This window comes from Pseudoalteromonas carrageenovora IAM 12662 (assembly GCF_900239935.1).
Taxonomy (GTDB): domain Bacteria; phylum Pseudomonadota; class Gammaproteobacteria; order Enterobacterales; family Alteromonadaceae; genus Pseudoalteromonas; species Pseudoalteromonas carrageenovora.
The window spans coordinates 2,619,428-2,644,668 of the sequence record NZ_LT965928.1; the positions used below are offsets into that span (position 1 = coordinate 2,619,428).

Below are 25,241 nucleotides of genomic sequence, written 5' to 3' on the forward strand. Positions count from 1 at the left end.
AATTGTTCAAGGTGTGGGAATAAATATAATCACTAATGTACGCTTTACTTGCGCCAGATCAAACTTGCCATACGCCCTGTTTGACCATCGCGGCGATACGAAAAAAATTGCTCTTCTTGTAAAGCAGTACAGTGCTCACCGCCGCTAATATTTGTAACCCCTAACTGTTGTAACTGAATACGGGCTATGTGATAAATATCAGCAAGGTATTTTTTATTTTTTTGCAGCTCAAACGCATGAGTAAATAAAGCCGAATGTGCTTTAAATAAATTAAAAACCTCTTCACCTACTTCAAACTGAGTGGGTCCAATAGCAGGACCTAGCCAAGCATGAATTTTAATAGGGGTAGTTTTAAAATAGCTGAGGGTATTTTTAATAATCCCTCGTTCTAAACCACGCCAACCACCATGAATCGCCGCTATTTCTTCGCCATTTTCACTAGTAAGTAAAATGGGTAAGCAATCTGCGGTCATTATCGCTAAAGGCTGACTTTTAAGTCTTGTGAATAACGCATCGCCATCATGCAATTTACTAAAATCAAATCGCTCATCAACAACGATAACATCAGCACTATGTGTTTGATTTACCCATATAGCCGGGGCTGGCAGTTTTTTGGTGAGTAAAGCGCGATTTTGTAATACATGGTTTTTGTTATCACCAACATGAAGCCCCAAGTTCATATTTAAAAATGGCGCTTTTGATACACCGCCTTCACGTGTAGTACTGAGAGTATCTACACTATCAAGGCGTTGCCATGGAGCTGATAACAAATACATTATCTATCGATATCAGGGTTTGCTTTAGTATCTTCACGTAGAGCAACCGTCATAGCGACCATATCATCAGGAATAGGTGCCTGCCATGTCATCATTTCACCAGTAATTGGATGAGCAATGCTCAGTTTTACTGCATGCAGTGCTTGGCGTCTAAAGCTGCGAAGTAACTCAAATAACTCAGGTGTTGCACCTTTAGGTGGACGAGGGCGCCCGCCGTATGATTGATCGCCAATTAACGGATGGTTCAAGTGAGCCATGTGTACACGAATTTGGTGCGTGCGGCCTATTTCTAAGCGTAAACGTAAACGAGTGTGCGCACGAAACTTCTCAGCAACACGGTAGTGAGTAATCGCGGGTTTACCCATTTCATGTACTGCCATATGAGTACGCTGTGTAGGATGGCGGCCAATTGCTTTTTCAACCATACCACCAGCAGTCATGGTGCCATTACATAACGCTTCATATTCACGAGTGAAGTTTTCGCGCTTTTGTAGTGCTTTCACTAAATGTGTTTGAGCCTGAATCGTTTTAGCTACAACCATTAGGCCTGTAGTGTCTTTATCTAAACGATGGACAATACCCGCACGCGGCACATTTATGATTTCAGGATAGTAATGTAATAGTGCATTAAGCACTGTGCCATTTGGATTACCTGCACCTGGGTGTACCACTAATCCCATTGGTTTATTAATAACCAAAATATCATCATCTTCATAAACAATGTTTAATTTGATATCTTGTGCTTCGTATTCACGTGGTGCTTCAATTGTTGTTTCAACATTTACAACTTCACCACCTAGTAGCTTTTCGCGTGGTGTGTTGAAAATTTCACCGTCTACGGTGATTTTATCATCCAAAATCCACGTTTTTATACGAGAACGTGAATAATCAGGGAACAATTGTGCTAATACTTGGTCTAGACGTTTACCACCTAAGTCGGTAGGAACATCGGCTTGAAGAGAAATTTGCTCTGACATTAGTAACTTTACCCAATTTACCAGTGCAAGCTTTGCTCGACTGGGTTAGAATCGCTTTTAATAAAAGCATAATATAATACGCATAGTTTACTCGGTTTTACCGACTTGGCCTAGCCGAAGACATCGAAGGTAACAAATAAAATGATAAATAAAATAGGGAAACGTGCATTCGCCATTGTTTTTTCAGCTTCTGTACTTAGTTTAGGCGCATGTTCGTCTGCACCAGACCAAGAAGATATTCAACGTGTACCTAATAAATCTGCACACGCTCTATACGAAGATGCAAAAGAAACACTAGATTCTGGTTTATATGCTCGTGCAATTGAACTTTTAAGCGCTATAGATTCACGCTACCCGTTTGGCCCATTCTCTAAACAAGTACAAATGGATTTGGTATATGCACATTACCAATCAGGTAATACTGAACAAGCACTTGCAACAATCGATCGCTTTATTCGGTTAAACCCAAATCATAAAGATCTTGATTACATGTACTACATGCGTGGTTTAGTAAATATTAAAGCCGATAAAAATGCATTCCAAGAATACTTTGGCGTAGACAGAGCTGACCGTGACGCAAACCGTACACGTGTAGCGTTTACAGATTTATCTACTCTTGTTAAGCGTTTTCCAAAAAGCGATTACGCACCAGAGGCTAAACGCCGCTTAGTGTGGCTTTTAAACCGTATGGCGCGTTATGAGCTAAAAGTAGCAACTTACTATTACGAACGTGAAGCTTATTTAGCAGCCGCTAACCGAGGCAAGTATGTTGTAGAACATTATTCGCAAAGCAGTTACTTAGAGCCTGCTTTAGAAATGATGGAAAAGAGCTACGATAAACTTGGCTTAACAGAGCTAAGCGAACATGCTAAACAAACCAGAATGGTAAATAGCAGAAATAAATAAACAAAAAAGGCGCTTACTAAAGCGCCTTTTTCTATACCACATTGTCATTATACCAATCTGCTTATATGTGGGGTCTATTTAACGTCAAGAAAATTACGCTAGAACTAGGCAAAAGTTTTTTACCTAGTTGTTCTAAATAAAAAATTTTTAACAACGTTATAGTGCAATTTAATTCGTTAAATTGATCAAAGATTTATACAAGTTGGTATTAAATAGCTTCTTCATCTTCTTCAGCAGTACGAATACGGACAACACGCTCAACATCAGTCACGAAGATTTTACCGTCGCCAATTTTCCCCGTTTGCGCTGTTTTAACAATCACTTCAATTGCACGATCAACGTCTTCATCGCTTAGTACAATATCAAGTTTAACTTTAGGTAAAAAATCAACCATGTATTCTGCGCCGCGATAAAGCTCAGTATGCCCTTTTTGACGCCCAAAGCCTTTAACTTCACTAACAGTCATACCGGTAATACCCACGTCAGATAAGGCTTCGCGAACATCATCAAGCTTAAATGGTTTTATAATTGCTTCTATCTTTTTCATATTAATTACTTTTTAAAGCTTCAGTTGCCTCGATTTTAGACAATCAAGAAGCCCATAGCAAACAAAGCAATTGAATTTGATGATAAAACAATCAACCATGGTATAATTATTTTCATAAAAATAGCTATACTAAACTATTAGCAGTACATGAGATTAATATGAATAATAAGCAAAATGGATTCACCCTTTTAGAGCTTATGGTCACCGTTGCCATAGTCGGTATTATTGCATCAATCGCGCTTTGGAATAGCAGTGATATGCTTGAGGAAAACAGAGCGGAAAATTTTTTATTGGAATTAAAAAGAAATATTGCATATGCACGCTCACAAGCAGCAAGTACTGATGAAATAGTTGTTGTATGTCCTACAGGACAAGGTCGAATAAAAAACAATAAAGATACATTCAACTGCAACGCAAAGTGGGATGAGGATAAAATTATTGCTGTATTTATCGATGTAGATAATGACGGGCAATACAATAAAGCTACAGATACCTTACTTAGGGCAATGGAAGAAATATCAGACAACGATAAGTTATCGTTTGATGGTAACGATCGTCGCTTACGCTTTAACACCAGTGGTAGAATTACGACGAAGCCCGGAGACTTTATTTTTTGTCCTAATAGTACTAATGAAAATAATAAAGCATTAACCGTATCACAATCAGGTACAGCCTTTTACGTAGGCGATACAAACAAAACCTGCGGTTAAAAAACACACAGTTTATATTGTCATATTTTTATCATTTACTACACTGAGTTGATACATTTTAAAACTCAGGACTTCAAGGATGAGGGTAACAATATATAAAAATAAAGGTATGACACTACTCGAGCTGATGATTTCGTTAGCCATTGTGAGTATTATCAGTCAACTTTCAATGTGGTTTTATCCAGATTTTTTAGCAAATAATCGCTTAGATAACCACGTAAACCTTCTGCATAGAAACATTAATTACGGACGACTTTACGCTATTGAAAATGGAACCTATGTCACTCTTTGTGTTTTAAAAGACAACCAATGTAGTAAGGATGAGTGGGACGGGCAAATGTCGCTATTTATCGATAATGATAAATCAACCACCCTAGATGATGACGAGCTTCTGTTAAGTACATTTGAAGACGTTCATGATGCTGATAGCCTTGAATACCCTCGTAGCGCAATTACTTTTAGACCTGATGGTTCGTTGAATGGCTTTCAAAATGGGACTTTTATTTATTGCCCCAATAATGATAAAGCCAACCTGGAGGGGCTGGCTTTATCAGTAAGTCAAACTGGGCGTATCCGTATAAAATCAACAGATAAATGCCAGAAAAATTAAATTAACGCCCCCAGCAATATTCAACATCAGAATTACCTTTAGTGCCTTTAGCGCCTTTGTAACCGGTGTCTGTAATTGTAATTTGTTTACAGTCAGTATCCCCTTTTACAGCGCCAGCAATAGGTTTTGCGGTGATGGTGAATGTATTGTCGTCATCATCTACATCTATAGATAATTCAAAATGACCATTTTCGGTTTTATCTTGCAACCCTAAATCATCAAATGATTCTGTATATTCACGATTATCGACAAAGAATTGCTCCTCCCTGTTTGCTGCATCTAATAATGCAGCAGCAGCCTCAGCTCGTGATGCTCGCTTTACATACTCAGTGTAATTAGGCAACGCTACTGCTGCTAAAATACCGACAATAGCAACAGCAATCATTAGTTCAATTAGTGTAAAACCGCGAGTTAGTTTACTCATATATATTCCTTAATTACCCACTTCATCATTTTCTTCGCGTTTAAAGATATAGGTTTGCTGTGTTTTAAAACCAAATCCTACTGTATCAGAATCATTTACTAACTGTATTGTACCGTCCACAACCGTTAAGCCTGGGCCTACTACCTCTACAGGTTTCATAGGATTTTGCGCATCCTCACCTTTAATTCCAGGACCAATTAAATAAAATTGACTCTCCTGTGTTACTTCAATAGTTGGGTTGTCGTCGCACATGCCGTCGCCATTCCCATCAGCACATGACGGCCCCTCTCCAAAGTATAATTGAGGAGTATCAGGCACATCATAACTAGTTGTAAATTTCAAATCGTCATACACTTTGGTCCCATAGTGTAAGTGGAAAGCATATAACGAACCTCCACCGCCACTTAACGAGCACTGATTTTCAGTTGACGTGTCAGAAGATGGCGTAAAACTTGTAAAGTATGCTACCCCCCCTACCACTGTAGCTGCCGCTAATGATTTTTCACCCGAACCTAGCTCATACCGCCAGCCTTTAAATTTAGCTAAATCAACTTCTAAATCAACAAATTCATCAACATCATCTAATGCATTACCAAATGGGTCGCTATTCATTTGCATTAGATCCGTTGGCTTAATCGCTGTAGGCGAAGTAGTAAACGATTTAGTTACTGTATTTTCATCCCGGATCATAAATAACTGATCGTCTTCATTTGTACCGGTTGGTTTAGAGCGATTACCACTTCCAATCACAATTGCATCATAGGGTGTATCTAAACGAGTAATGACTGTTTCACCATTAATCGTTGTTTCACTTACTTTACTATAAAGCGTACGCGCTACTAGTGGTTGATAGAAAAAACGTCTATCCTGACTCGCTAATGAACTGCCTAACTCAGCAAGTTTAAAGTGTGTAAAATTACTTGTGCTACTACCAGGCATATCAATACGCCAAATATCTCCGCCAGTATCAGCTGCATATATTCTATCAATATAGCCATCGTAATCAGAATCTAATGTAGATACATTAGCTGCTATTGAGTGTTTTCCTTTAAAGCCATTCTCACTAGGCGTTAAAGCCCACACTTTTTTACCTGTTTCAGCTTCAACAATATAAATACCACGACCTACTGAATCTTCACTTCTTACAACAGCGTCTTTATTTGTATCATACCCTGCACCAAATACTAATAATGGTTTATCACCAAACGCTTTTATGTAAGCTATCTGTGGCTTTGACCACGTTTGTGCAAGCTCTGTAAAATCGCCTTTACCCCCTTCAATCGGATTATCCCATAATTTTTTTGGTTCATTAGGGTTTGTGATATCAAGCGCATAGTAGTTTCTCCCGCCACGTCGCATTCCTGCAAAGGCCCAAACATCGTCGCCATCGCTGGCATCAACAATACCATCGTTAACACCTTCATCATTTAAGCTTTTATCGCTAAAATAAACACTGATTGGGCCGTCCATACCATACACTTTACCAGTATCTTCGTTGCGTAAAGGCTGAATAATATCGTACAAGTCTGAAGGGATGAATGCCCAGCTTTCACTTACTTCGTTATTAGTATCGTCGTCTTTAAACATATGTAAAAAGCCGGCGTTAGTGCCAATAAGTATACGTATATCATCGTTACCGTAGTCTATGGCAACAGGTTTAGAGTGAAGAGGGTCGCCAAAAATATCGCTGCGTTGGTCTGTATTTGAACCATCGTTATCCTCGTCATCAACATCAATGCCCATAGCCCATTCAATATCTGAACTGGATAAGCTAATCGGGTTATTAGTTACTAAGTCTAAAATATCACTCACTATATTAGTGGTAAAATCTACAATATCGCCTTGTTTATCAGTGTAGAGGTTGCGCCTGTCTTCTGCTGGGGTACCTGTTAATGTAGCTAAATGGTAATTCACTCCACCTTGCGCTACTAAGTTACCATCGGCAGATTGGCCATCAGGTAACCAAAATGTTTTAGCATCGGTGTCAATTAAACCGTCAGAATCAAGCGCTGTATTATCTGCTGAGTCGACTATTTCACTGCCTGATACTTTTAATTTTTTTAAATTACCGCCCCATCTTGTGTTAGTTTCTGGGTAGAACATGGCAAAGTAAATAGCATCGCGGCTACGTGTTTGGTCTACGTTATTACTTGCTACTGAGGGAGATGAAAAGCTATCGTTTACTTCACGAATACGAGAAATTGCGCTATTTAGTGAGTTAGAGAGCTCATCGGGGGTACTTGCAGGTAAGTTTTCACCGCCACCTAAAGAGGCTGCACGCCTTAAAAGTTCCTGACCGCTTGCGCTCATACCCGAGCCAAAACCTATGGTATATAAGCGACCTGTTTCGTGAATATCGGGAGTAGAAGGGTATAAATCAACTGTTACATCACTTGTACCATGAATAATTTTAGCCATTTGGTGAAGGTAGCTGCTGTAGTAACTATCTGTATTCCAGTTTAGTCCTTCACCAAAGTATTTTTCATGCTCGGCACTAATTTGGCTATCACTGTCATTATCACCAGATGGGTCGCCATCAGTCATATAAATGATATTGATTGAATTATCACAGCGTATAGCTTCAGCATCGCTGTCTTCAAAAGGGGATATGTAAGTATATTGGTAGTTATCTTTTACTACATTTTCACACTCATATACCCATCCAGAACGTCGCCCTTTCCAAACCCAATCACATTCAACCTCTGTATACTGGCTACCGGTTCTTAATTCAGCGCTTGTATCGCGTTCAAGTGTGGTTGCTTCAAGACCATATTGAACTCCTTGTCCGGTAATATATAAATAGGCTTCCCATAAAGTCTCTGTAAGCGGGGTTCCGCCATCAGCTGGCAAAGCCGCTATGGAATTGCGTACTACTGAAGAGTCACTCCCAACACCGTTTACAATGTAGCCACCTGTAGTGCTCTTAAAACGCATTAAGCCAAAATCAATAGTGTCTTCGTTATCTGATACCACTTTATTCATTGCAAACTGGGCAGCTGCAAGTCGGCTATCCACACATAGGTTATACAATCCTAAAAAATTATTATAACCACAGTTATCTCCGTTTGAAGATGAAAAAGCCATACTTCCTGATGTATCAAAAATTAATAATACGCGGGGTTTTTCCTCTACATCAACATCATGGTTAACATACAGCTCTATATCTTCAGCAAAAGCAGATGCACTAAGCGTCAAACTAATTAATGAGGCAAGTATTTTGTTAAGTTTCATTTTAAATCCCCTTACTTGTGCTAGCCATTTCTTGAGCTACACCAGTCACTATGGTCAGTTCGTGCTTTGCTTTAGAGCCATACTTTATAGTGGTAGAGACTTGCAACATATTGCATGAAATACCTGCCGTAAAATTGAACCTGCGCGGGCATTCTAAATCAAGAGCGCCCTGATTGAGGTTAACCATTTTGCTTTTCATCTCATCGTGTTCGGCTATAACCATGCCTTCTGTACCAGCATCGGCCATAGTAGTGACTTCATCAGGCGATAAAAAAAACTGATTTGCAGCTCCCTTATTTGCCTCGTCAGAAATCATTCTTTGAACCTCTCCGATAAGCTCATTCTCAGCAACTTCTCGCTCTTGTGCAGCATTAGTAATTTTTATATCAATACTACTACTGCTCATTAAAGTAACCGCAATACCCGTTACTGCAATAACCATGATAAGAGCCGTAATTAGTACAACACCTTGTTGTTTAGCTCGTAGCTGTGTTAAATGCGCCATAAGTTGGCTCCTACATTATTCAATCGAATTGTGGTTGTGAACACTGTGCGTCTATAGTTATCGGTAAAGGAAAGCTCTCGCTTATCCTCATCTTCGCCCAAGGTGTATGTTTGATTTTTAATTGTCACTCCCGGATCTTCTTGTAACGACCTAATCAATAAAAATACTTGTACAGTTAAGATTCCTTTACGGTTTTCCCAATCTGTATGCTCCATATCATTAATACTTCTGTATGTATCAACTCGGCTATCACTATTTGTATCAAGACCAAAAACAAAGCGCATATTTTCAACGCCTTCCATTATAGTTTCGGTGGTAATATTGCCACCAACTAAGCGCTTTCTCATTAATGCCGGCACCTTGAGGCTTTTATTATTTACTGTATAAGTTTGCTCTGATAAGTAATAAACATGGTGGCTGTATGGCCATATAGATGCATTTACATTTATAGAGCCTGCACCTATTGCTCCACGTTTAAATTGAGCCTTTTCTTGCTCTGCTATAAAATAGTTTTCATCAGCTTGCGTATCACCTGCATCAAGCTGATTACCTTGTAAAAATTTTAACTGAATGATATCTGTATTTTTAATAGGGTTATTTGCACAGTTTAACTCTTTGGTAGAATCAGCCACTTTTGCATAAATAGTTCTAAAGTTACTCGCTGTCGCTAAATCAGGAAAGCTGCCGTTATTTAACCCCTCTGTACAATCAGCACTAGGGTTCGATAACGATGTTGTATTGGCTGATGTAAACGAATCATCATAATAAGTTCCCCAAAAGCCAATCTGTTCAATATCACGTTGCATTATATTTATGGCTAATCGACCTGACTCCTGAAGCTCACCAATGGTCATCGTATCCTTAGTGGTTACTTTCATTCCTATATAAGTGAACATGACGCCACCTAAAATTAGGCCACCTATAAATAACGAAATCATAACCTCTATAAGTGTAAAACCTTTTTGCTTCATGTTAGCTCCTAAGGTAAATGTAACTAGTTAAAACTACTAAGCGGCGTTTTTTATCCGCTGTACCACATTTTATAGCTGCGGTATCATCATTAGCGTTGAACTCCTGCCGTCCCTGCCATGAAACTATCACTTCTAAATTAAATGCCTTACCGCCTGAACCTGCCACAGCCGTTGGGGCTATACACACAGTTGCGTCGTCCAACGACCCCGTATTTTCACGCGCTCTGATTGCTCTTTTCCACTGTTCAAGATCTAATGCTGCAACCTGCGCTGCTGTACAAGTATTTGTAAAACACGTTTGCGAGGTAGATGTTGAAGTTTCACTATTAAATGTTTGCGTATATAGAGCGACTAATTGGGCGGTATCATTTGCACGAATACGCTGCACAATATCATTACCTAGCGCTACAGCAGCGGCTCGCTGCATAGAATCAAAGCTTGCTTGTTTAGCTTTTGCTTGAAGCGCTACGGCACCTAATAAACCAAAGCTTAAAATAATAAACGCAATGAGCACTTCAATTAAAGTGAAGCCTTTTTGTGTTTTAGTTTGAGGAGATTGCATAGTGAACCAAATAAAAAATTATCTGATTCTAAGTTTATGTCATTCTAACTTAGTTTCAATAATTACTAGGATAGGCGGTTAAATTTGTTGATAAACGGTTAATAAGCACTAAAGTCCATTTATCTTTAGAGGTTAAATTTACAGTCATATGATTGGAGTTTTAATAAGTCAGAGCCTATGTAATATAGTTGTTCTCATGAGTAGACGATATCGTAAGAACAGCTCCCAAAAACCCGGAGCTAGGAACCTCGTGCCGTTATCCACCTAGATTTAGCAAACCTCAATCCTAGATGATAATAGGCTCTAATTTAAAATCTTTTTTACTGTTTTTAGCTCTCGCCTGCTAACGGTTAAATGATCGTTGCAACCCATAAGCTCTACACTATGCAAACCTGGGCCATGAGTATTTAAAGATAAAAGTTTGCTTTTATTTACTAAGGTATTTCGGTGTATTCGTACCAATTGAGCTGGATACTGTGATTCCAGTTGCTTTAGGCTGGATTCAATAAATGCTTCCCCGCCTTCAAATACCATATTAGTGTACTTTTCTTGGGCATTAAAATAATAAACATTGTCAAGCTCAACACTTTTAATGGTTCCCCCTAATTGGTAACTAATTTTTGTTGATTGTTGTTTTTGCACATGCGCTTTATTCAAGCGCCCAACCTGCTCTAATACTTTTACTAATGATTGTTCTGTAACAGGTTTAACTAAATAACCTGCAGCACTTAGTTGCAGGGCATCAAGAGCATGCTCAGGGTGAGCGGTAATAAACACAACAGCTGGAGGTAAAGCTAAATTATTAAGCTCATTCGCAACCTGTAATCCATTTAAACCGGGCATATCAACGTCTAAAAATATTAAATCGGGGGTGTGCTTTTTAATGAGTAATAAGGCTTCATTGCCATTACCGGCTTCGCCTTTAATAACTATGCTTTTATCATGCGCTAGTAAACGAATTAAACGCATTCTTGCCAATGGTTCATCATCAACTATTAATACGTTCATAGACTACTCTCAGTATTATGTTTAGGAATAACTACTTTTACTCTAAATACATCATTTTTATTGGTGATGACAAGCTGAGCTTTATTTTTATAATAAATATTTAAGCGCTGACGAATATTATCAAGTGCCATGCCATTATTAGGCCGAGTTTGATTGTTAGTAATAGTGATGGGGTTAGTAACAATCATCGTTATATAACCGGTAGTAATATGCAGCTCAACATTAATAATTGCGCCACTTTCGCTTGTTTCAACTCCGTGACATACCGCATTTTCTATTAGCGGCTGCAGTGTTAAACATGGAATATGTAATATAGGAAGTTCATTCGGTATTTGCCAATCAACCTTTAAACGCTCTCCAAAGCGCCACGTTTCCAAGGCTACATATTGCTTACTCAGTGTTATTTCATCATTGAGTAATACACTTTTACCAGAGCGCATAGCTGCTTGAGATAAAGCTGCCAAGGCTAAAATAGCTTGCTCAGCGGCATCAGCATCATGATGAGTAAGTTCTGCTGCTGTATTTAAGCTGTTGTATAAAAAGTGAGGACGGATCCTAGCTTGTAAAGCGTCCAATTCCGCGCGAGAAAGTGCCTTCGTTTGCTGCTCTTTTTCAGTATAGATAAATAAAAACTGTACAAACAAAGCGGCTAATAAAAAAACTGTAAGGCAATTTCGCAATACAAAATAAATAAGGGTATCGGCTTTATTTATATCAAACGCAAAGTGAGAAAATAAAACACTATATATGCAGGTAAATAATAAAAACGAGGTAAAAAATAGCGTGAGCTGAAAAACGTCTGTTCGCTTTTGTAAAAAGCGCTTAAAAAGATACAGAGCTGAGGTGCTTGATAAAACAGTTAAGTGTAAAAATAAACTAATAACCCCAAGGCGTAACCAAATGTCACCTTGGGTATTTGGCGCAAACGCCAATACAACAGCTATAACTTGAGTAACAACTAGCGAGGCTAGCACCCCTCGCTCATTAAAAAGAGCTGAAAAAAGCAATGCATCAGATTGAAGCAACTTGCTCATGACAGCTCTCCTTGAAATCTAAATAATTAATTTATATAGATTAACGCAGCTCAACAGGAACGGCAAATACGATGTTTTCTTCTTCACCAGGGTTTTCTACTACCTGCTTGCCGCCAAGCTCTTTAAGGCGTGTTATTACTTGCTGTACAAGTACTTCTGGTGCAGATGCTCCAGCCGTAACACCAACAGACTTAGACTCTGAAACCCACTGCTCTTGTACATCAGTTGCATCATCAATTAAATAAGCCGTTGTGCCCATTTTATCTGCAAGTTCGCGCAAGCGATTAGAGTTAGAACTATTTTTAGCTCCAACAACTAAAAGCACATCAACTTTATCAGCTAAATCACGCACCGCATCTTGGCGGTTTTGTGTTGCATAACAAATATCGTCTTTTCGAGGGCCATCTATTGCAGGAAATTTCTCTCGTAGTGCGTCAATGACATCTGCCGTATCATCTACCGAAAGCGTTGTTTGGCTACAATAAAATAAGTTTTCGGCATTTTTTACATTGAGTGCAATAACGTCTTCCGCGGTTTCTACCAGGTAAATCCCGCCTTCATCGTTATCGTACTGCCCCATTGTACCCTCTACTTCAGGGTGTCCATGGTGCCCAATTAAAATACATTCAATACCCTTGCGGCTAGCGCGTGTAACTTCCATATGAACTTTAGTTACAAGCGGACATGTTGCATCAAATACTTTTAAGTCACGGCGTTTCGCCTCAGAGCGTACCGCTTGCGATACACCATGAGCACTAAAAATTACAATGCTGTCGTCAGGTACTTGATCAAGCTCTTCAACAAACACTGCGCCACGGCTTTTTAGCCCATCGACCACGTAGCGGTTATGTACCACTTCGTGACGAACATAAATTGGCTTTTCAAAAATATCTAAAGCACGCTCTACAATGCTGATTGCACGGTCAACGCCCGCACAAAAACCACGTGGGTTAGCTAATAAAATATCCATTAGCCTTCTACCTCAATAATATCTACTTCAAATGTTAGGCGCTGACCCGATAGCGGGTGGTTAAAATCGATAGTAACCGACTCCCCTTGCACTTCTCGAACAAGCCCAGGAAGTTCAGTACCATCAGGTTGTGTAAACGCAATGATAGCACCTACTTGAGCAGGTGTTTCTGGGCCAAACTTACTGCGGTCAACATAGTAAATATTATCTGGATTTGGCTGACCAAAAGCATCTTCAGGTTCTAATTCAAATGTTTTACTTTCACCAGCAGTTAACCCTAATAAACACTTTTCGAAGTTTGCCGTTAAGCTACCATCACCCATTGTTAATTTTGCAGGTTTGTTATGAACCTTTGTAGAGTCTGCGGCAGAGCCATCTTCTAACTTAATAGAAAAATGAAAAATAACTTGCGAGTTTTCACCAATTACAGCTTGGCTCATGCTTTATGCTCCTTAGGACTTTCGCCTGTAAAGGCATCAAATAATAATAACGCGGCACCAATACAAATAGCGCAATCAGCAATATTAAATACTGGAAAATGTGACTTATCGTAAAACACATGAATAAAGTCAATTACATAACCATAAGCTATACGGTCATATAAGTTACCTATTGCGCCTGCAAGTACTAACGCATAAGCACTGCACAATATTTTGTTGGTCGCTGGTAATCGCTTAAGCCACCAAACAAGTAACCCACTAATGGCAATAGCTATAAAGCTTAAAAACCAACGTTGCCAACCACCTGCTTCACTTAAAAAGCTGTAGGCTGCGCCATAGTTATGTACGTAAGTAATACTAAAAACAGGCAGTAAATTTATAGACTCTTGATAAGCCATGGTATTCACAACTAGTGTTTTACTGGCAAAGTCTATTACTAACAGTAATAGACTTAACCAAAGCCACACTAAACCACTTTTTTGGGCTAGTTTGCTCACTGAGTAAAGCTCCTAAGCGAATTGACGCTTTTCACCTTCGCCATCAACATTACTTACACAACGGCCACAAATTTCAGGATGAGCAGGATCAGTTCCTACATCGTCGCTATAGTGCCAACAACGCTCACACTTAGCTGCATCTGTTGCTGCAACACTAATGTATAAACCTTCAATTTCTGTTGCTTGCGTATCTGTTGGTTGGCTATCAACCTGCTTAACGTTTACTGCTGATGTTAACAATACAAAACGAAGCTCATCACCTAGTGAAGCAAGTGTGCTTGCAAGGTCTTTATCCGCAAATAAATTAACTGTTGCTTGTAGTGTTGCACCAATTACTTCTTCTTTACGTGCAGCTTCTAATAAGCGGTTAACTTCATCGCGTACATTTAAAATTGCTTGCCAATCATCGTTACTAAACTGACTGCTCGTTGGTGCTTGTAAGCCGTCATACCATACTGATGTAAATACGTAATCACTGCGCTCGCCTGGTAAGGCTTCCCAGATCTCTTGTGCTGTAAAGCTCATAATTGGCGCCATCCAGCGCGTCATAGCTTCTGCAATATGGTAAAGCGCAGTTTGACAAGAACGACGTGCATGGCTATCGCTTTTAGCTGTGTACTGACGGTCTTTAATTACATCTAAGTAAAATGAGCCAAGTTCACCGGTACAGAAGTTCATTAGCTTTTGCGTTACTAATAACATTTGGTAGCTATCGTAAGCGGCTAAAATCTCGTCTTGTAACTGTGCTGCACGGCCAACAATCCACTTATCAAGCTCAACCATGTCATCTACAGCAACTTGATCAGTTTTAGGATCAAAACCATTTAAGTTAGCTAATAAGTAACGGCTAGTGTTACGAATACGACGATAACGATCCGCAGAGCGTTTGAATATTTCATCAGACACAGTCATTTCTGCCGTGTAATCGGTAGAAGCAACCCACAAGCGTAAAATGTCAGCACCAAGCTTATTCATTACATTTTGCGGAGAGATAACATTACCCAGTGACTTAGACATTTTACGGCCGTTTTCATCAACGGTAAAACCATGCGTAAGTACTTGCTTATATGGTGCATGTCCATTAATCGCAACCGATGTCATCATTGACGACATAAACCAACCACGATGTTGATCAGAACCTTCAAGGTATAAGTCGGCTGGGCCAACTAAATCTTCACGTGCATCTACTACACATGCGTGCGACACACCTGAATCAAACCATACATCTAGCGTGTCTTGCACTTTCATGTATTGCTTAGCATCTTCTTCGCCAAGTAAAGTAGCTGGCTCTAGGTCATACCATGCTTGAATACCTGCCTTTTCAACAAGCTCTGCAGCTTGCTCGATAAGCTCTTGGGTATTTGGGTGTAAAGCACCGGTGTCTTTATCAACAAATAAAGCAATCGGCACACCCCATGTACGCTGACGCGAAATACACCAATCTGGACGGCCTTCAACCATGTTAGAAATACGGCTTTCGCCCCATTCCGGCAGCCACTGTGTATTTTTGATTTCTTTAAGAGAATCTTGACGTAAGTTAGCCTGATCCATACTTACAAACCACTGCGGTGTAGCACGGAAAATTATTGGCGTTTTGTGGCGCCAACAATGCGGGTAACTGTGGGTAAGTGCATGATGATGCACTAATGCACCACGCTCTTTTAGTACTTCAATTACACTCGCGTTTGCTTTAAATACATGCTGACCTGCAAATAACTCAGTCTCAGGTAAGTACACACCATTTGCGCCAACAGGGTTAGCGACTTCTAGGTTGTAATTTAAGCCTGCCACGAAATCTTCTTGGCCATGTCCTGGCGCTGTATGCACAACACCTGTACCTGAGTCAGTAGTAACGTGTTCAGCAACAATCACTGGTACACTAAAGTCATAAAAAGGATGCGCTACTTGCAAGTTTTCAAGTACAGCACCTTTTACGTAACCTAATACGTGGTAATGATCAAAACCAAAACGGTCCATTGCATCTTTAACAAGTTCTGAGCCTAAGATTAAACGCTGCTGTGCGCCTTCATCTTCAACTTGTACAAGCGCATATTCTAGATCGGCATGAACAGCAACAGCACGGTTTGCAGGAAGCGTCCATGGCGTTGTTGTCCAAATAACAGTTCCAACACTACCTTGGCCTTCATGGCCTTGGGCTAGGTCAAACGCATTTACTACTGCGTCTTGATCATCAAAAATAAAACGTACGTCAATTGCTGGCGACTGTTTATCTTGATATTCAACTTCTGCTTCTGCTAATGCAGAGCCACAATCTGTACACCAATGCACAGGCTTAGCGCCTTTGTGTAAGTGACCATTTTTAATAATACGACCAAGCACACGAATTGCATTCGCTTCAAAGTCAAAATTCATTGTTAAGTAAGGCTTATCCCAATCTGCAAATACGCCTAAACGTTTAAAATCAACCTTTTGGCCTTCAACTTGCTTTTTAGCATACGCACGACACTTTTCGCGAAACTCGCTCGCCGTCACTTTTACACCCGGCTTACCTACTTTTTTCTCAACCATTAACTCAATTGGTAAACCGTGACAGTCCCAACCAGGTACATAAGGCGAATCAAAGTCAGATAAAGTTTTAGACTTAACAATAATATCTTTTAAAATCTTGTTTACTGAGTGGCCTAAGTGGATGTCGCCATTTGCATACGGAGGGCCGTCATGCAAAATAAAGGTCTTTTTACCCTTTTTAGCGCTGCGAATTTGACCGTAAAGGTCGTCTTCATACCATGCTTTAAGCATTTTTGGTTCACGTTGTGCCAAATTGCCACGCATTGGAAACGGTGTTTCCGGTAAATTCAAAGTATGTTTATAGTCGCTCATTTATCCTACATTCCGTATCTATCGGCTGCCTAATTTAAACCAAAACACTGCTTAGCGGCGGCAACATCTGTTGCTATTTGCGCCGTGAGTTGTGTTAATGTCTCGAATTTTTTCTCGTCGCGGAGTTTTTGTATTAACTCCACGTGCATAAATTGTCCATAAATGTCTTGTGCAAAATCAAAAAGATGAACTTCTAGAAGTGCACGTGTTCCATTAAATGTGGGTTTGTTGCCTATATTTGCAACCCCAAAAATTTGTTTACCTGCAATTGTAGCTTGCACAGCAAACACACCATTAACAGGGCAAACTTGGCGTTTAAGCGCTATGTTTGCTGTTCTAAAACCAAGCTCACGGCCTCTTTTCCAGCCATGTATTACGCGCCCAGAGATAGCGTAGTTGTGGCCAAGCATAACTTTTGCACTGGCTAAATCACCAGCAGCTAATGCTTCACGAATCAATGTGCTGCTAACTCTAGCATTTAACTGGCGAAAACTCGCTGTGCTTTGCACATCCATTCCCGCCTGATTACCCATACTAACGAGTAAATCAAAATTGCCTTTGCGCTGCTGCCCAAATCTAAAATCATCACCTACTGTTAATGCTTTAACACCTAGTTTTTTTATAAGTATGTCGCTTACAAATTGTTCAGCTTGCATATTTGCAAATTGCTGATTAAAGCTAATACAAATTACACGTTCAATGCCTAAATCGCTCAACAAACGCAACTTATCACGTAATCGCGTAAGCCTTGCTGGGGCATTTTTTTTAGCAAAAAACTCTTGAGGCTGAGGTTCAAAAAGCATCACTGTACTTGGTAAGTTGTGCGCTTTAGCATCGGTTAGCAAACCTTTTAATACTTGCGAATGACCTAAGTGAACACCGTCAAAATTACCAATAGTCAGCACACACCCAAAGTGATGCGCTCGAATATTGTGTATACCTCTAATTAACTCCATGCCACCTAAAGCCTTTTTCAGCGAGTATTATTACGACTTATACCAAGGAAAAGCCACAAGGCTGCCGATTATAATCTTTTTTTTAGTTTGATTCAGTAATTGCTACACTTTTTATCGTATTTAGTCTTACGCCCATTAAAAAGAGCATTGCAAAGTAGCTAACTCCCGCTAATGCAACAAGAGCAATTAACAATATAACTTGCTGCATAAACGTCCATGAAGCCCAATAATAGTAACTACTTACATACCATGTAACACATCCCATAACTATACTTGCAACAATACACTTTATAGTGAAACGCAAACTCATAGAAGAAAACTGATAAACTTTTTCTTTTTTAAGCTGCCTGTAAAGTAAAAATGCATTACAACTGGCCGACATTGATGTAGCAAGGGCTAACCCTAAGTAACCTATAAAAGGGGCCAACATAATGTTAAACACCATATTTAGCACTAGGGTTATAATACCAATGCGTACAGGCGTTTTAGTATCTTGACGGGAATAAAAACCAGGCGCGAGCACTTTAATCAGCATAAAGCTAACTAACCCTACAGAGTAAGCAACAACACCTAAACTTACCGCTTTTACATGATCAACACTGTCTTCTTTAAAAGCACCATGATCGAATAGCACCGTAATTATAAGTGGGCTAATTATCATTAGGCCAACCATTGCTGGTATACCTAAAAATATTACAAAGCGCACACCCCAATCTAACGTATGCTGAAAATCGCTCAATTTTTTACTACTGTGCAATTTAGAGAGTGCGGGTAAAATAACCGTCGCAATACCTATTCCAAACAAACCAAGCGGAAACTCTATTAGCCTATCTGAGTAATAAAGCCATGCTATAGAGCCTGTCATTAATAGTGAGGCTATCATGGTATCTAGTAATAAATTAATTTGGCTTATCGATACGCCAAACAATGCAGGAAGCATAAGCTTACGAACTTTTTTAACATTTTCGTCTTGCCAAGCCCAACGCGGGCGCGCCAACATTTTTGCGCGATATAAAAACGGCAATTGAAATAACAATTGCACAATACCACCGACAAATACGCCTATAGCTAGAGCGTATGCACCAACACTAAACTTATCATGTAAAAAGATGGCGCAGCTGATTATTGATATATTAAGTAAAACGGGCGTAAAAGCAGCGACTGCAAAGCGGTTATAAACGTTCATTACTGCACCACTAAGCGCAACTAAGCTCACAAAAAATAAATACGGAAAAGTTAACTTTAATAACGAACTAGCAAGTTCAAATTTTTCAGCGTTTGGGCCACCCTGCCACCAATCTATAAACCAACCTGTACCAAATAAGGCCGCAATTACCGGTGAAGCAACGACACCAAATATGGTTACTATAAGTAAAATTGTACCGAGCGTACCGGCAGCTTGCGCCACAAAAAGTTTAACTTTGTCATCACCTTGTTGCTCTTTAATTTCACTAAGAACAGGTACAAACGCCTGTGCAAAGGCACCTTCGGCAAACAAACGTCGTAAAAAATTAGGAATACGGTTAGCAAATAAAAAAACATCGGCAGCGGCGCTGGCCCCTAATAAATTTGCAACTACTGCATCTCGTACTAGCCCTAATATACGTGAAATCATAGTCATACAACTCACAATCATACCTGAGCGAAATAAACCTTTTGACACCTTAAACCCACTTAAAAATCCCTAATATGGGCAATTATGCCACAGTCTTTTTTATAAATCGCTTTAAAGCACTAGGCTGGGAGTCTGTGCTTTGTTACAATATCGATATTAACTGCTAAAGCGGCAAATTGATGTTCGTTATAAGGAGCAGTTTTTCTTGGATTGTTAAATTTACATTGACATTCATGATAAAAACAGGCATATTCCACGGCCTTTAATTTAAGCTTTATTTAAGATTGTTAGGAGCAAACCTTGGCTAACATCAAGTCTGCAAAAAAACGCGCTATCACTAGCGAAAAAAACCGTCAGCACAACGCAAGCCGTCGTTCAATGATGCGCACTTACTTCAAAAAAGTAATTGTTGCTATTGAAGCTGGCGATAAAGAAGCTGCACAGCAAGCTTTTTCTGTTGCTACACCTATCCTAGACCGTTACGCAACTAAGGGTCTAATTCACAAAAACAAAGCAGCTCGTCATAAGAGCCGTATTGCCGCTAAAATTAAAGCGCTATAATTTGTTTTTGTAGAATATAAAAAACCGGCATTTGCCGGTTTTTTTTTTGCTTTAATTTTAACTGCACTTAACTTGCTTATGCATTTTCTAAATCTGGGTAAAACTTCTTCAACATTGCCGCTATTTTTTTAGGTGTAAATGGTTTTACAACAAACCCTTTAGCGCCTTTATCTATTGCATCCTTTACGTTATCAACACCTGAATGTGCAGATACCATCACCACATTTGTCTCTGGGCTTAATTCATTGATTTGCGAAATCAAATCTTTACCATCTCCATCTGGTAATTCAATATCTAAAAAAATCATATCGTAATTGGCAGCCTGACACTCACTAATACATTGCGAGGCCGTAGATGCTTCCTTTACATTGTCTATCCCTAAGTGCATGAGCGTTTGGCTCAAAAAACTACGCACCGTGCTAACGTCATCTACAATTAAAATTGATAGCTGCGTATTCATCTTTATTCCTCGTAGGCTATAAGCTAACTTTAAGTTATCATATTGATACATAAATTTATTCATTTAATTATAGAGACCTACGCCAAAAAGGCCAGATTTGCTTTATGTCTAAAACACCAAATAAACAATCACTGCTTGGTAAAGCACCAGCAAGAAAAAAAACACCCCAAAAAAGAAAGCCTCAGCCTTCAACCCAGCGTCCACAAACAAATAACGCAAATGCACAAACTCTCGATGATAAATGCAAACACACCAAACCTAAAAAAGGGTTATTTATAACACTTGCAGTTATAGCGGTGATTATTTTAGCGTTTCCAAAACCGACCTTACTCACCTATAAAAAATTAGGGATGGTAAGTGAAAGTATTTATTGGCCAGGTGTTTTTGGTAAAGGCGCAATGCTTATTGATTCAAACTTACACCCACAGCTTGATTCTAAGCGTAAATCCCTTTATTTATGCAGTGATTTACAAAAACCACAAAGCTGCCAAAAGTATCAAGTGATAGCTGACAATGGTTTATTTGCTGCAATAGGCAGTTACTTTTAGCATTAAAAAAACTAATCTGAAAATTTAAAATTACTTGGTTGAAAGGTGTGCAAAAGATCAACATAATGGCGCTCCTTTTTTCAACAACTGAACTATTGAAACGACCATGCTAAACGAGCTAGATTGGCTTTTAAACACGACACTACTTGCACTAGGTTTAGGTGCATTCTTTATTAACCAGATAACACTGCTGCGCATTGCCGCCATTAGTGCTTGTGGTTTGTTATTCTTATCATTTAGCTTAGATCTTATGTCGTCGAGTGTTATTTCAAATATGAGTTTAGTGTTGATCAACACTTTTTACTTGTTTAAAGTTTATACATTTGGGCAGTTTAACGTAACCCCAAATTAACAACTTCTCCTTAGAATATTTGATAGCCCAGCATTGCTGGGCTTTTTTATATTAAAATTTAAAGTTTGGGGTTCACAATGAACTGAGATAAAATTTATTACGTATTATTCTAAATTTAGGTCTTACTATGCCTTTATCTGACTTTGATTTATTTTTATCTTCTATGGAAGATGTAAAACCAATAAACCACGATACTGTTACTCCCATTTCAAATAGCCACAGTGCAACCCTAGCCCAACAAGAAAAACGTAAAGCAGCACAAACTAATCTAGCAAATGATGAAAATTACTTACAATCTGAGCATGTTGAAATATTAGACCCACTCGCTATATTAAGCTTTAAAAAAGATGGCGTACAAAGTGCGGTTTTCAAAAACTTACGTTTAGCTAAATACCAAGTAGATGCCACGCTTGACCTCCATGGGCAATTACTTAAAAACGCACGTAACACTTTATTTAGCTTTATTGCTGATTGTCACCAGCGAAATATACGTGTTGTATTAATACGCCACGGGATCGGCATAAAAAATAAAGCTAAACCAGGCATTTTAAAAAGCTATGTAAACAAGTGGCTACAAGAGTTGCCTCAAGTATTGGCTTTTCATACCGCACTTAGGCACCACGGTGGAAGCGGTGCTACTTATGTATTACTTAAAAAAAGTGAAGACAAGAAAAACGAAAACCGAGAAATACACAGTAAGCGGGGTTAATCCGCTACCGTTAACTCTTCCTTGGTTTGAACTTTTGAAGGGATATCTTCGGCATTAGCCTGATTAAACCAAGCAGAAACGCCAAGTACTACAATAGAAATGATAACTAGGCTTAATTTAACGCCACTTTGACTCGATTTCATAACACCCTCTTTGTAATTTTTATTAGTGAGAACAGCTTTACACTAATAAAAATTACAAATGTTAACAAGCTGTTTTTTAAACTAATTAGCTATCTCTTAATAACCTTTAGTTCTATCTATTGTATTATTAAGTGAAACGCCCTGATTTAAGCATTCAACATTTTTTGCTATTTGATCTATTACGCTATCAATATCAGATAATGCTGCACAGTGCGGAGTTAAAGTAACTTTAGGATGGCACCAGTATGGATGTTCTTGTGCTAGCGGCTCTTGCTCAAATACGTCAAGCGTTGCGCCGCGCAAAGTATTATTATTTAAGGCGTTTAATAAATCTGGTTCTACGACATGTCCTCCTCGAGCCACATTAATAACTACAGCATGTTCAGGTAATTTAGATAGCAAGGAGCCATTAATAATACCTTGCGTTGCCTGTGTAAGAGGAAGTAAACACACTAAGTAATCAACGTTAGGAAGCATATTGCTAAGGCCTTGCTCAGCGTAAAAAATATCTACACCAGTTACATTTTTACCACTTTGTGCCCACGCACTTACCTTAAAGCCATTATTAATAAGTTTTTGTGCACATGCTTTGCCTAGCTCTCCATAGCCAAGAATACCAACATGCTTATTTTTGAATGCGCGTTTTGGTTTCCACGTTTGCTGCGCTTGTTTTAGGTAATACTCTTTTAAACGAAGCTTTTGAGCTAACACATGTGTTAGCACATATTCAGCCATATCCTCTGCAAGTTGCTCATCAACAATACGAACAACGTCCACCTTATCATTTAAAAGTGATAAATCTATACTATCTACACCGGCACCAAATGACGACACAGCTTTTAAATTAGGTAGCTGTTGCCACATAGCCTCAGGTGCATTCCAAGCAAGTACAAATTCAACACCTTCTACATTTTTACACGCGGGCCATTGCTCTATCAGGGTATTGGGCAAACGCTGTTGTAACTTGGTTATCAGTTTTGTGTTATCTCGTCCAGTTATAGCCACTAATACCGACATAAATTCTCCTAGCAATACAAAGTTTATAAACTAACACTTTAAAAAGTCACACAACTGCAAAGTAATTGTCACACCCTTTTTTTAATCTTATAGGTATGGCGAATAGGCCAAATTGAAGATGAGGTTAATATGATAAGTGTTGATAAAGTAATTGCTGCAAATTTACCACAACTAGATAACTCTCCAAAGGTAAAAGGGTTAGTAAAAAAAGGCCTTGGTTATTTGCTACATGAACAAGAGTTTGTTGCTTTTGGCGATGCATATCCTCACCTACAAGGATTAGAGTTTGTTGAGCAAGTGCTTGATGAGCTCAATTTTGATACTCGTTATAAACCAAAGCAAATAGAGCATATACCAACAGAAGATAAGTTAGTCATTGTTGCTAACCACCCTATTGGCTCATTAGACGCATTAGCGCTCATTAAAGTACTCTCAGGTGTTAGGCAAGATTTAAAAGTAGTAGCTAACCGTATGCTAATGTCGGTAACGCCGATGCACTCTCTTTTACTGCCTGTAGATAACTTATCTGGGATGAGTAAAAAACAAGAGCTAAACAACATACAAAATCATTTAAAAAGCGAGGGAGCCTTGCTCATCTTTCCTGCTGGTGAAGTATCTCGTTTAGGGCCAACCGGTATAAAGGACTGCAAATGGAATAGTGGCTTTTTACGCATGGCAAAAAAAGCTAACTGCCCTATTCTACCTATTTATATTAAAGCTAAGAACAGTCCTCTGTTTTATGGCACTTCGATGATTTACAAGCCTTTGGCTAGCTTGCTATTAGTAAAAGAAATGTTTAAGCAACGTCAAAAATCATTAGAGTTTGAAATAGGTGCCTCAATCCCTCCAGAGTCATATTTAATAGAAAACTTAAAAGACAAAGAGGTTGTAAACCTAATTCGCAAGCAGCTATATCGCCTTACCACTAAAAAAACATTACCACTAAAAACACAAACTCCTATTGCAGTGCCGGAGTGCAGAAAAGAGCTTAAAAAAGCCATAGAACAATGTAAGTTACTGGGTAAAACCTTAGATGGTATGCATATCCACCTATACCAATATACAGGTAGTTCACCTATTTTTAGAGAGCTTGGGCGCCTTAGAGAAATTGCCTTTAGAGCCGTGGGTGAAGGAAGTGGTAAACGCCGCGACATAGATAAATATGATATGGACTATCAACATTTGGTACTTTGGGATCCCACCCAGTTAGAACTTGTAGGTGCTTATAGGCTTGCATGTGCAAAAGACATTATAGATAAACATGGGAGAGAAGGTTTATACACCGACAGCTTATTTAGCTATACCGATGCTATGAAACCTTATTTAGAACAAGGCATAGAGTTAGGCAGAAGCTTTGTACAACCTAAATATTGGGGGCGAAAAAGCTTAGATTATCTGTGGTATGGGATTGGTGCTTTTGTAAAAAACTATCCGCAATACCGTTATTTATTTGGCGCTGTAAGCGTTCCAAATACGTTACCAGATCAAGCAAAAGCCATGTTAATTCATTATTACCAACACTATTATAAAACTGATGAAGCGCTTGCAAGCCCTAATAATGAGTTTAAGCCTAGCGAGCAAGAGCTCATACAATGTAATAATGTTTTTAGCGGTAACGACGTAAAAGAAGACTTTGTTGAGCTTAAACACGTTCTTGCAAATATGAGTGTGCAAGTACCTACTTTATTTAAACAATATACTGAGCTTTGTAAGCCTGGCGGGGTAAAATTTTTAAGCTTTAGCATCGATCCCGATTTTAATAATTGTATCGATGGACTAGTACTCGTAGATATGCAAAACGTGAAAGACAACAAAGCAAAGCGTTACCTAGGCTAATTAGCATTAACTTAACTGCGAGCATGTGCTCGCTG

Annotated in this window: 27 protein-coding genes; 8 read left to right on the forward strand and 19 right to left on the reverse strand. The window is 39.0% G+C overall.

Annotated elements, in window-relative coordinates:
* Positions 1–44 precede the first annotated feature (44 nt).
* Both pgeF and rluD read right to left on the reverse strand, forming a co-directional pair.
* Positions 45–776, reverse strand: coding sequence for a peptidoglycan editing factor PgeF (gene pgeF / locus ALFOR1_RS11850; protein ID WP_104643088.1), 732 nt, complete (start codon positions 774–776; stop codon positions 45–47).
* Complete coding sequence (gene rluD, locus ALFOR1_RS11855; RefSeq protein WP_104643089.1) at positions 776–1,753, reverse strand: 23S rRNA pseudouridine(1911/1915/1917) synthase RluD; 978 nt, start codon at positions 1,751–1,753, stop codon at positions 776–778. The genes pgeF and rluD overlap by 1 nt, the downstream gene beginning before the upstream one ends.
* Positions 1,754–1,894: 141 nt before the next feature.
* Here rluD and ALFOR1_RS11860 point away from each other — a divergent pair, with 141 nt between their 5' ends.
* A complete protein-coding gene (locus ALFOR1_RS11860) occupies positions 1,895–2,659 on the forward strand; it encodes an outer membrane protein assembly factor BamD (protein ID WP_058548511.1) in 765 nt (254 codons plus the stop codon).
* A gap of 208 nt (positions 2,660–2,867) precedes the next feature.
* On the opposite strand, the gene glnB is transcribed toward ALFOR1_RS11860, so the two are convergent.
* Positions 2,868–3,206: a nitrogen regulatory protein P-II gene (glnB, locus tag ALFOR1_RS11865; RefSeq protein WP_058548512.1), complete on the reverse strand. Its 339-nt coding sequence runs from the start codon at positions 3,204–3,206 to the stop codon at positions 2,868–2,870.
* 158 nt (positions 3,207–3,364) lie between these two features.
* Here glnB and ALFOR1_RS11870 point away from each other — a divergent pair, with 158 nt between their 5' ends.
* The gene (locus tag ALFOR1_RS11870) at positions 3,365–3,916 is read left to right on the forward strand and encodes a GspH/FimT family pseudopilin (RefSeq protein WP_058548513.1); all 552 of its coding nucleotides are present in this window, start codon (positions 3,365–3,367) and stop codon (positions 3,914–3,916) included.
* Between the two features lie 79 nt (positions 3,917–3,995).
* A complete protein-coding gene (locus ALFOR1_RS11875; protein ID WP_058548514.1) occupies positions 3,996–4,526 on the forward strand; it encodes a GspH/FimT family pseudopilin in 531 nt (176 codons plus the stop codon).
* Between the two features lies 1 nt (position 4,527).
* Here ALFOR1_RS11875 and ALFOR1_RS11880 read toward each other — a convergent pair whose 3' ends face one another.
* From ALFOR1_RS11880 to murJ, 13 genes are all read right to left on the reverse strand, one after another.
* Positions 4,528–4,950, reverse strand: coding sequence for a type IV pilin protein (locus ALFOR1_RS11880; RefSeq protein WP_058548515.1), 423 nt, complete (start codon positions 4,948–4,950; stop codon positions 4,528–4,530).
* 9 nt (positions 4,951–4,959) lie between these two features.
* The gene (locus tag ALFOR1_RS11885) at positions 4,960–8,181 is read right to left on the reverse strand and encodes a PilC/PilY family type IV pilus protein (RefSeq protein WP_104643090.1); all 3,222 of its coding nucleotides are present in this window, start codon (positions 8,179–8,181) and stop codon (positions 4,960–4,962) included.
* Between the two features lies 1 nt (position 8,182).
* A complete protein-coding gene (locus ALFOR1_RS11890) occupies positions 8,183–8,686 on the reverse strand; it encodes a pilus assembly PilX family protein (RefSeq protein WP_104643091.1) in 504 nt (167 codons plus the stop codon).
* Positions 8,674–9,657, reverse strand: a complete 984-nt coding sequence (locus ALFOR1_RS11895; protein ID WP_058548518.1) for a PilW family protein — start codon at positions 9,655–9,657, stop codon at positions 8,674–8,676. The genes ALFOR1_RS11890 and ALFOR1_RS11895 overlap by 13 nt, the downstream gene beginning before the upstream one ends.
* A gap of 1 nt (position 9,658) precedes the next feature.
* On the reverse strand, positions 9,659–10,219 hold the full coding sequence (gene pilV / locus ALFOR1_RS11900; protein WP_058548519.1) for a type IV pilus modification protein PilV: 561 nt from the start codon (positions 10,217–10,219) through the stop codon (positions 9,659–9,661).
* A 303-nt stretch (positions 10,220–10,522) separates the two neighbouring features.
* Positions 10,523–11,227, reverse strand: coding sequence for a LytR/AlgR family response regulator transcription factor (locus ALFOR1_RS11905; protein ID WP_104643092.1), 705 nt, complete (start codon positions 11,225–11,227; stop codon positions 10,523–10,525).
* Positions 11,224–12,261, reverse strand: a complete 1,038-nt coding sequence (locus ALFOR1_RS11910; RefSeq protein WP_104643093.1) for a sensor histidine kinase — start codon at positions 12,259–12,261, stop codon at positions 11,224–11,226. Before ALFOR1_RS11910 ends, ALFOR1_RS11905 begins: the two co-directional genes overlap by 4 nt.
* Positions 12,262–12,301: 40 nt before the next feature.
* Positions 12,302–13,231 (reverse strand): 4-hydroxy-3-methylbut-2-enyl diphosphate reductase, encoded by a 930-nt coding sequence (ispH, locus tag ALFOR1_RS11915; RefSeq protein WP_058548522.1) that lies wholly within the window; start codon positions 13,229–13,231, stop codon positions 12,302–12,304.
* Entirely contained in the window at positions 13,231–13,671 is a 441-nt protein-coding gene (gene fkpB / locus ALFOR1_RS11920; RefSeq protein ID WP_104643094.1) for an FKBP-type peptidyl-prolyl cis-trans isomerase, read from the reverse strand. The genes ispH and fkpB overlap by 1 nt, the downstream gene beginning before the upstream one ends.
* Complete coding sequence (gene lspA / locus ALFOR1_RS11925; protein ID WP_058548524.1) at positions 13,668–14,168, reverse strand: signal peptidase II; 501 nt, start codon at positions 14,166–14,168, stop codon at positions 13,668–13,670. The genes fkpB and lspA overlap by 4 nt, the downstream gene beginning before the upstream one ends.
* A gap of 12 nt (positions 14,169–14,180) precedes the next feature.
* Positions 14,181–17,009, reverse strand: coding sequence for an isoleucine--tRNA ligase (gene ileS, locus ALFOR1_RS11930; RefSeq protein ID WP_104643095.1), 2,829 nt, complete (start codon positions 17,007–17,009; stop codon positions 14,181–14,183).
* Between the two features lie 29 nt (positions 17,010–17,038).
* The gene (gene ribF, locus ALFOR1_RS11935) at positions 17,039–17,965 is read right to left on the reverse strand and encodes a bifunctional riboflavin kinase/FAD synthetase (RefSeq protein WP_104643096.1); all 927 of its coding nucleotides are present in this window, start codon (positions 17,963–17,965) and stop codon (positions 17,039–17,041) included.
* An 82-nt stretch (positions 17,966–18,047) separates the two neighbouring features.
* The gene (gene murJ / locus ALFOR1_RS11940; protein ID WP_058548731.1) at positions 18,048–19,586 is read right to left on the reverse strand and encodes a murein biosynthesis integral membrane protein MurJ; all 1,539 of its coding nucleotides are present in this window, start codon (positions 19,584–19,586) and stop codon (positions 18,048–18,050) included.
* A gap of 294 nt (positions 19,587–19,880) precedes the next feature.
* Here murJ and rpsT point away from each other — a divergent pair, with 294 nt between their 5' ends.
* The gene (rpsT, locus tag ALFOR1_RS11945) at positions 19,881–20,141 is read left to right on the forward strand and encodes a 30S ribosomal protein S20 (RefSeq protein WP_002958225.1); all 261 of its coding nucleotides are present in this window, start codon (positions 19,881–19,883) and stop codon (positions 20,139–20,141) included.
* A 76-nt stretch (positions 20,142–20,217) separates the two neighbouring features.
* Here the strand turns inward: rpsT and ALFOR1_RS11950 are convergent, their stop codons facing one another.
* On the reverse strand, positions 20,218–20,601 hold the full coding sequence (locus ALFOR1_RS11950) for a response regulator (RefSeq protein ID WP_058548527.1): 384 nt from the start codon (positions 20,599–20,601) through the stop codon (positions 20,218–20,220).
* A 104-nt stretch (positions 20,602–20,705) separates the two neighbouring features.
* Here ALFOR1_RS11950 and ALFOR1_RS11955 point away from each other — a divergent pair, with 104 nt between their 5' ends.
* From ALFOR1_RS11955 to smrA, 3 genes are all read left to right on the forward strand, one after another.
* Positions 20,706–21,149: a hypothetical protein gene (locus ALFOR1_RS11955; RefSeq protein ID WP_104643097.1), complete on the forward strand. Its 444-nt coding sequence runs from the start codon at positions 20,706–20,708 to the stop codon at positions 21,147–21,149.
* A gap of 106 nt (positions 21,150–21,255) precedes the next feature.
* Positions 21,256–21,501, forward strand: coding sequence for a hypothetical protein (locus tag ALFOR1_RS11960; protein WP_104643098.1), 246 nt, complete (start codon positions 21,256–21,258; stop codon positions 21,499–21,501).
* 127 nt (positions 21,502–21,628) lie between these two features.
* Complete coding sequence (gene smrA, locus ALFOR1_RS11965) at positions 21,629–22,210, forward strand: DNA endonuclease SmrA (protein WP_104643099.1); 582 nt, start codon at positions 21,629–21,631, stop codon at positions 22,208–22,210.
* On the opposite strand, the gene ALFOR1_RS11970 is transcribed toward smrA, so the two are convergent.
* Together ALFOR1_RS11970 and ALFOR1_RS11975 are read right to left on the reverse strand one after the other, a co-directional pair.
* On the reverse strand, positions 22,207–22,353 hold the full coding sequence (locus tag ALFOR1_RS11970) for a hypothetical protein (RefSeq protein ID WP_165491319.1): 147 nt from the start codon (positions 22,351–22,353) through the stop codon (positions 22,207–22,209). The genes smrA and ALFOR1_RS11970 overlap by 4 nt on opposite strands.
* Positions 22,354–22,449: 96 nt before the next feature.
* A complete protein-coding gene (locus ALFOR1_RS11975; RefSeq protein ID WP_104643100.1) occupies positions 22,450–23,370 on the reverse strand; it encodes a 2-hydroxyacid dehydrogenase in 921 nt (306 codons plus the stop codon).
* A 129-nt stretch (positions 23,371–23,499) separates the two neighbouring features.
* On the opposite strand from ALFOR1_RS11975, the gene ALFOR1_RS11980 reads away from it, so the two are divergent.
* Positions 23,500–25,206, forward strand: coding sequence for a GNAT family N-acyltransferase (locus ALFOR1_RS11980; RefSeq protein ID WP_104643101.1), 1,707 nt, complete (start codon positions 23,500–23,502; stop codon positions 25,204–25,206).
* Positions 25,207–25,241 lie beyond the last annotated feature (35 nt).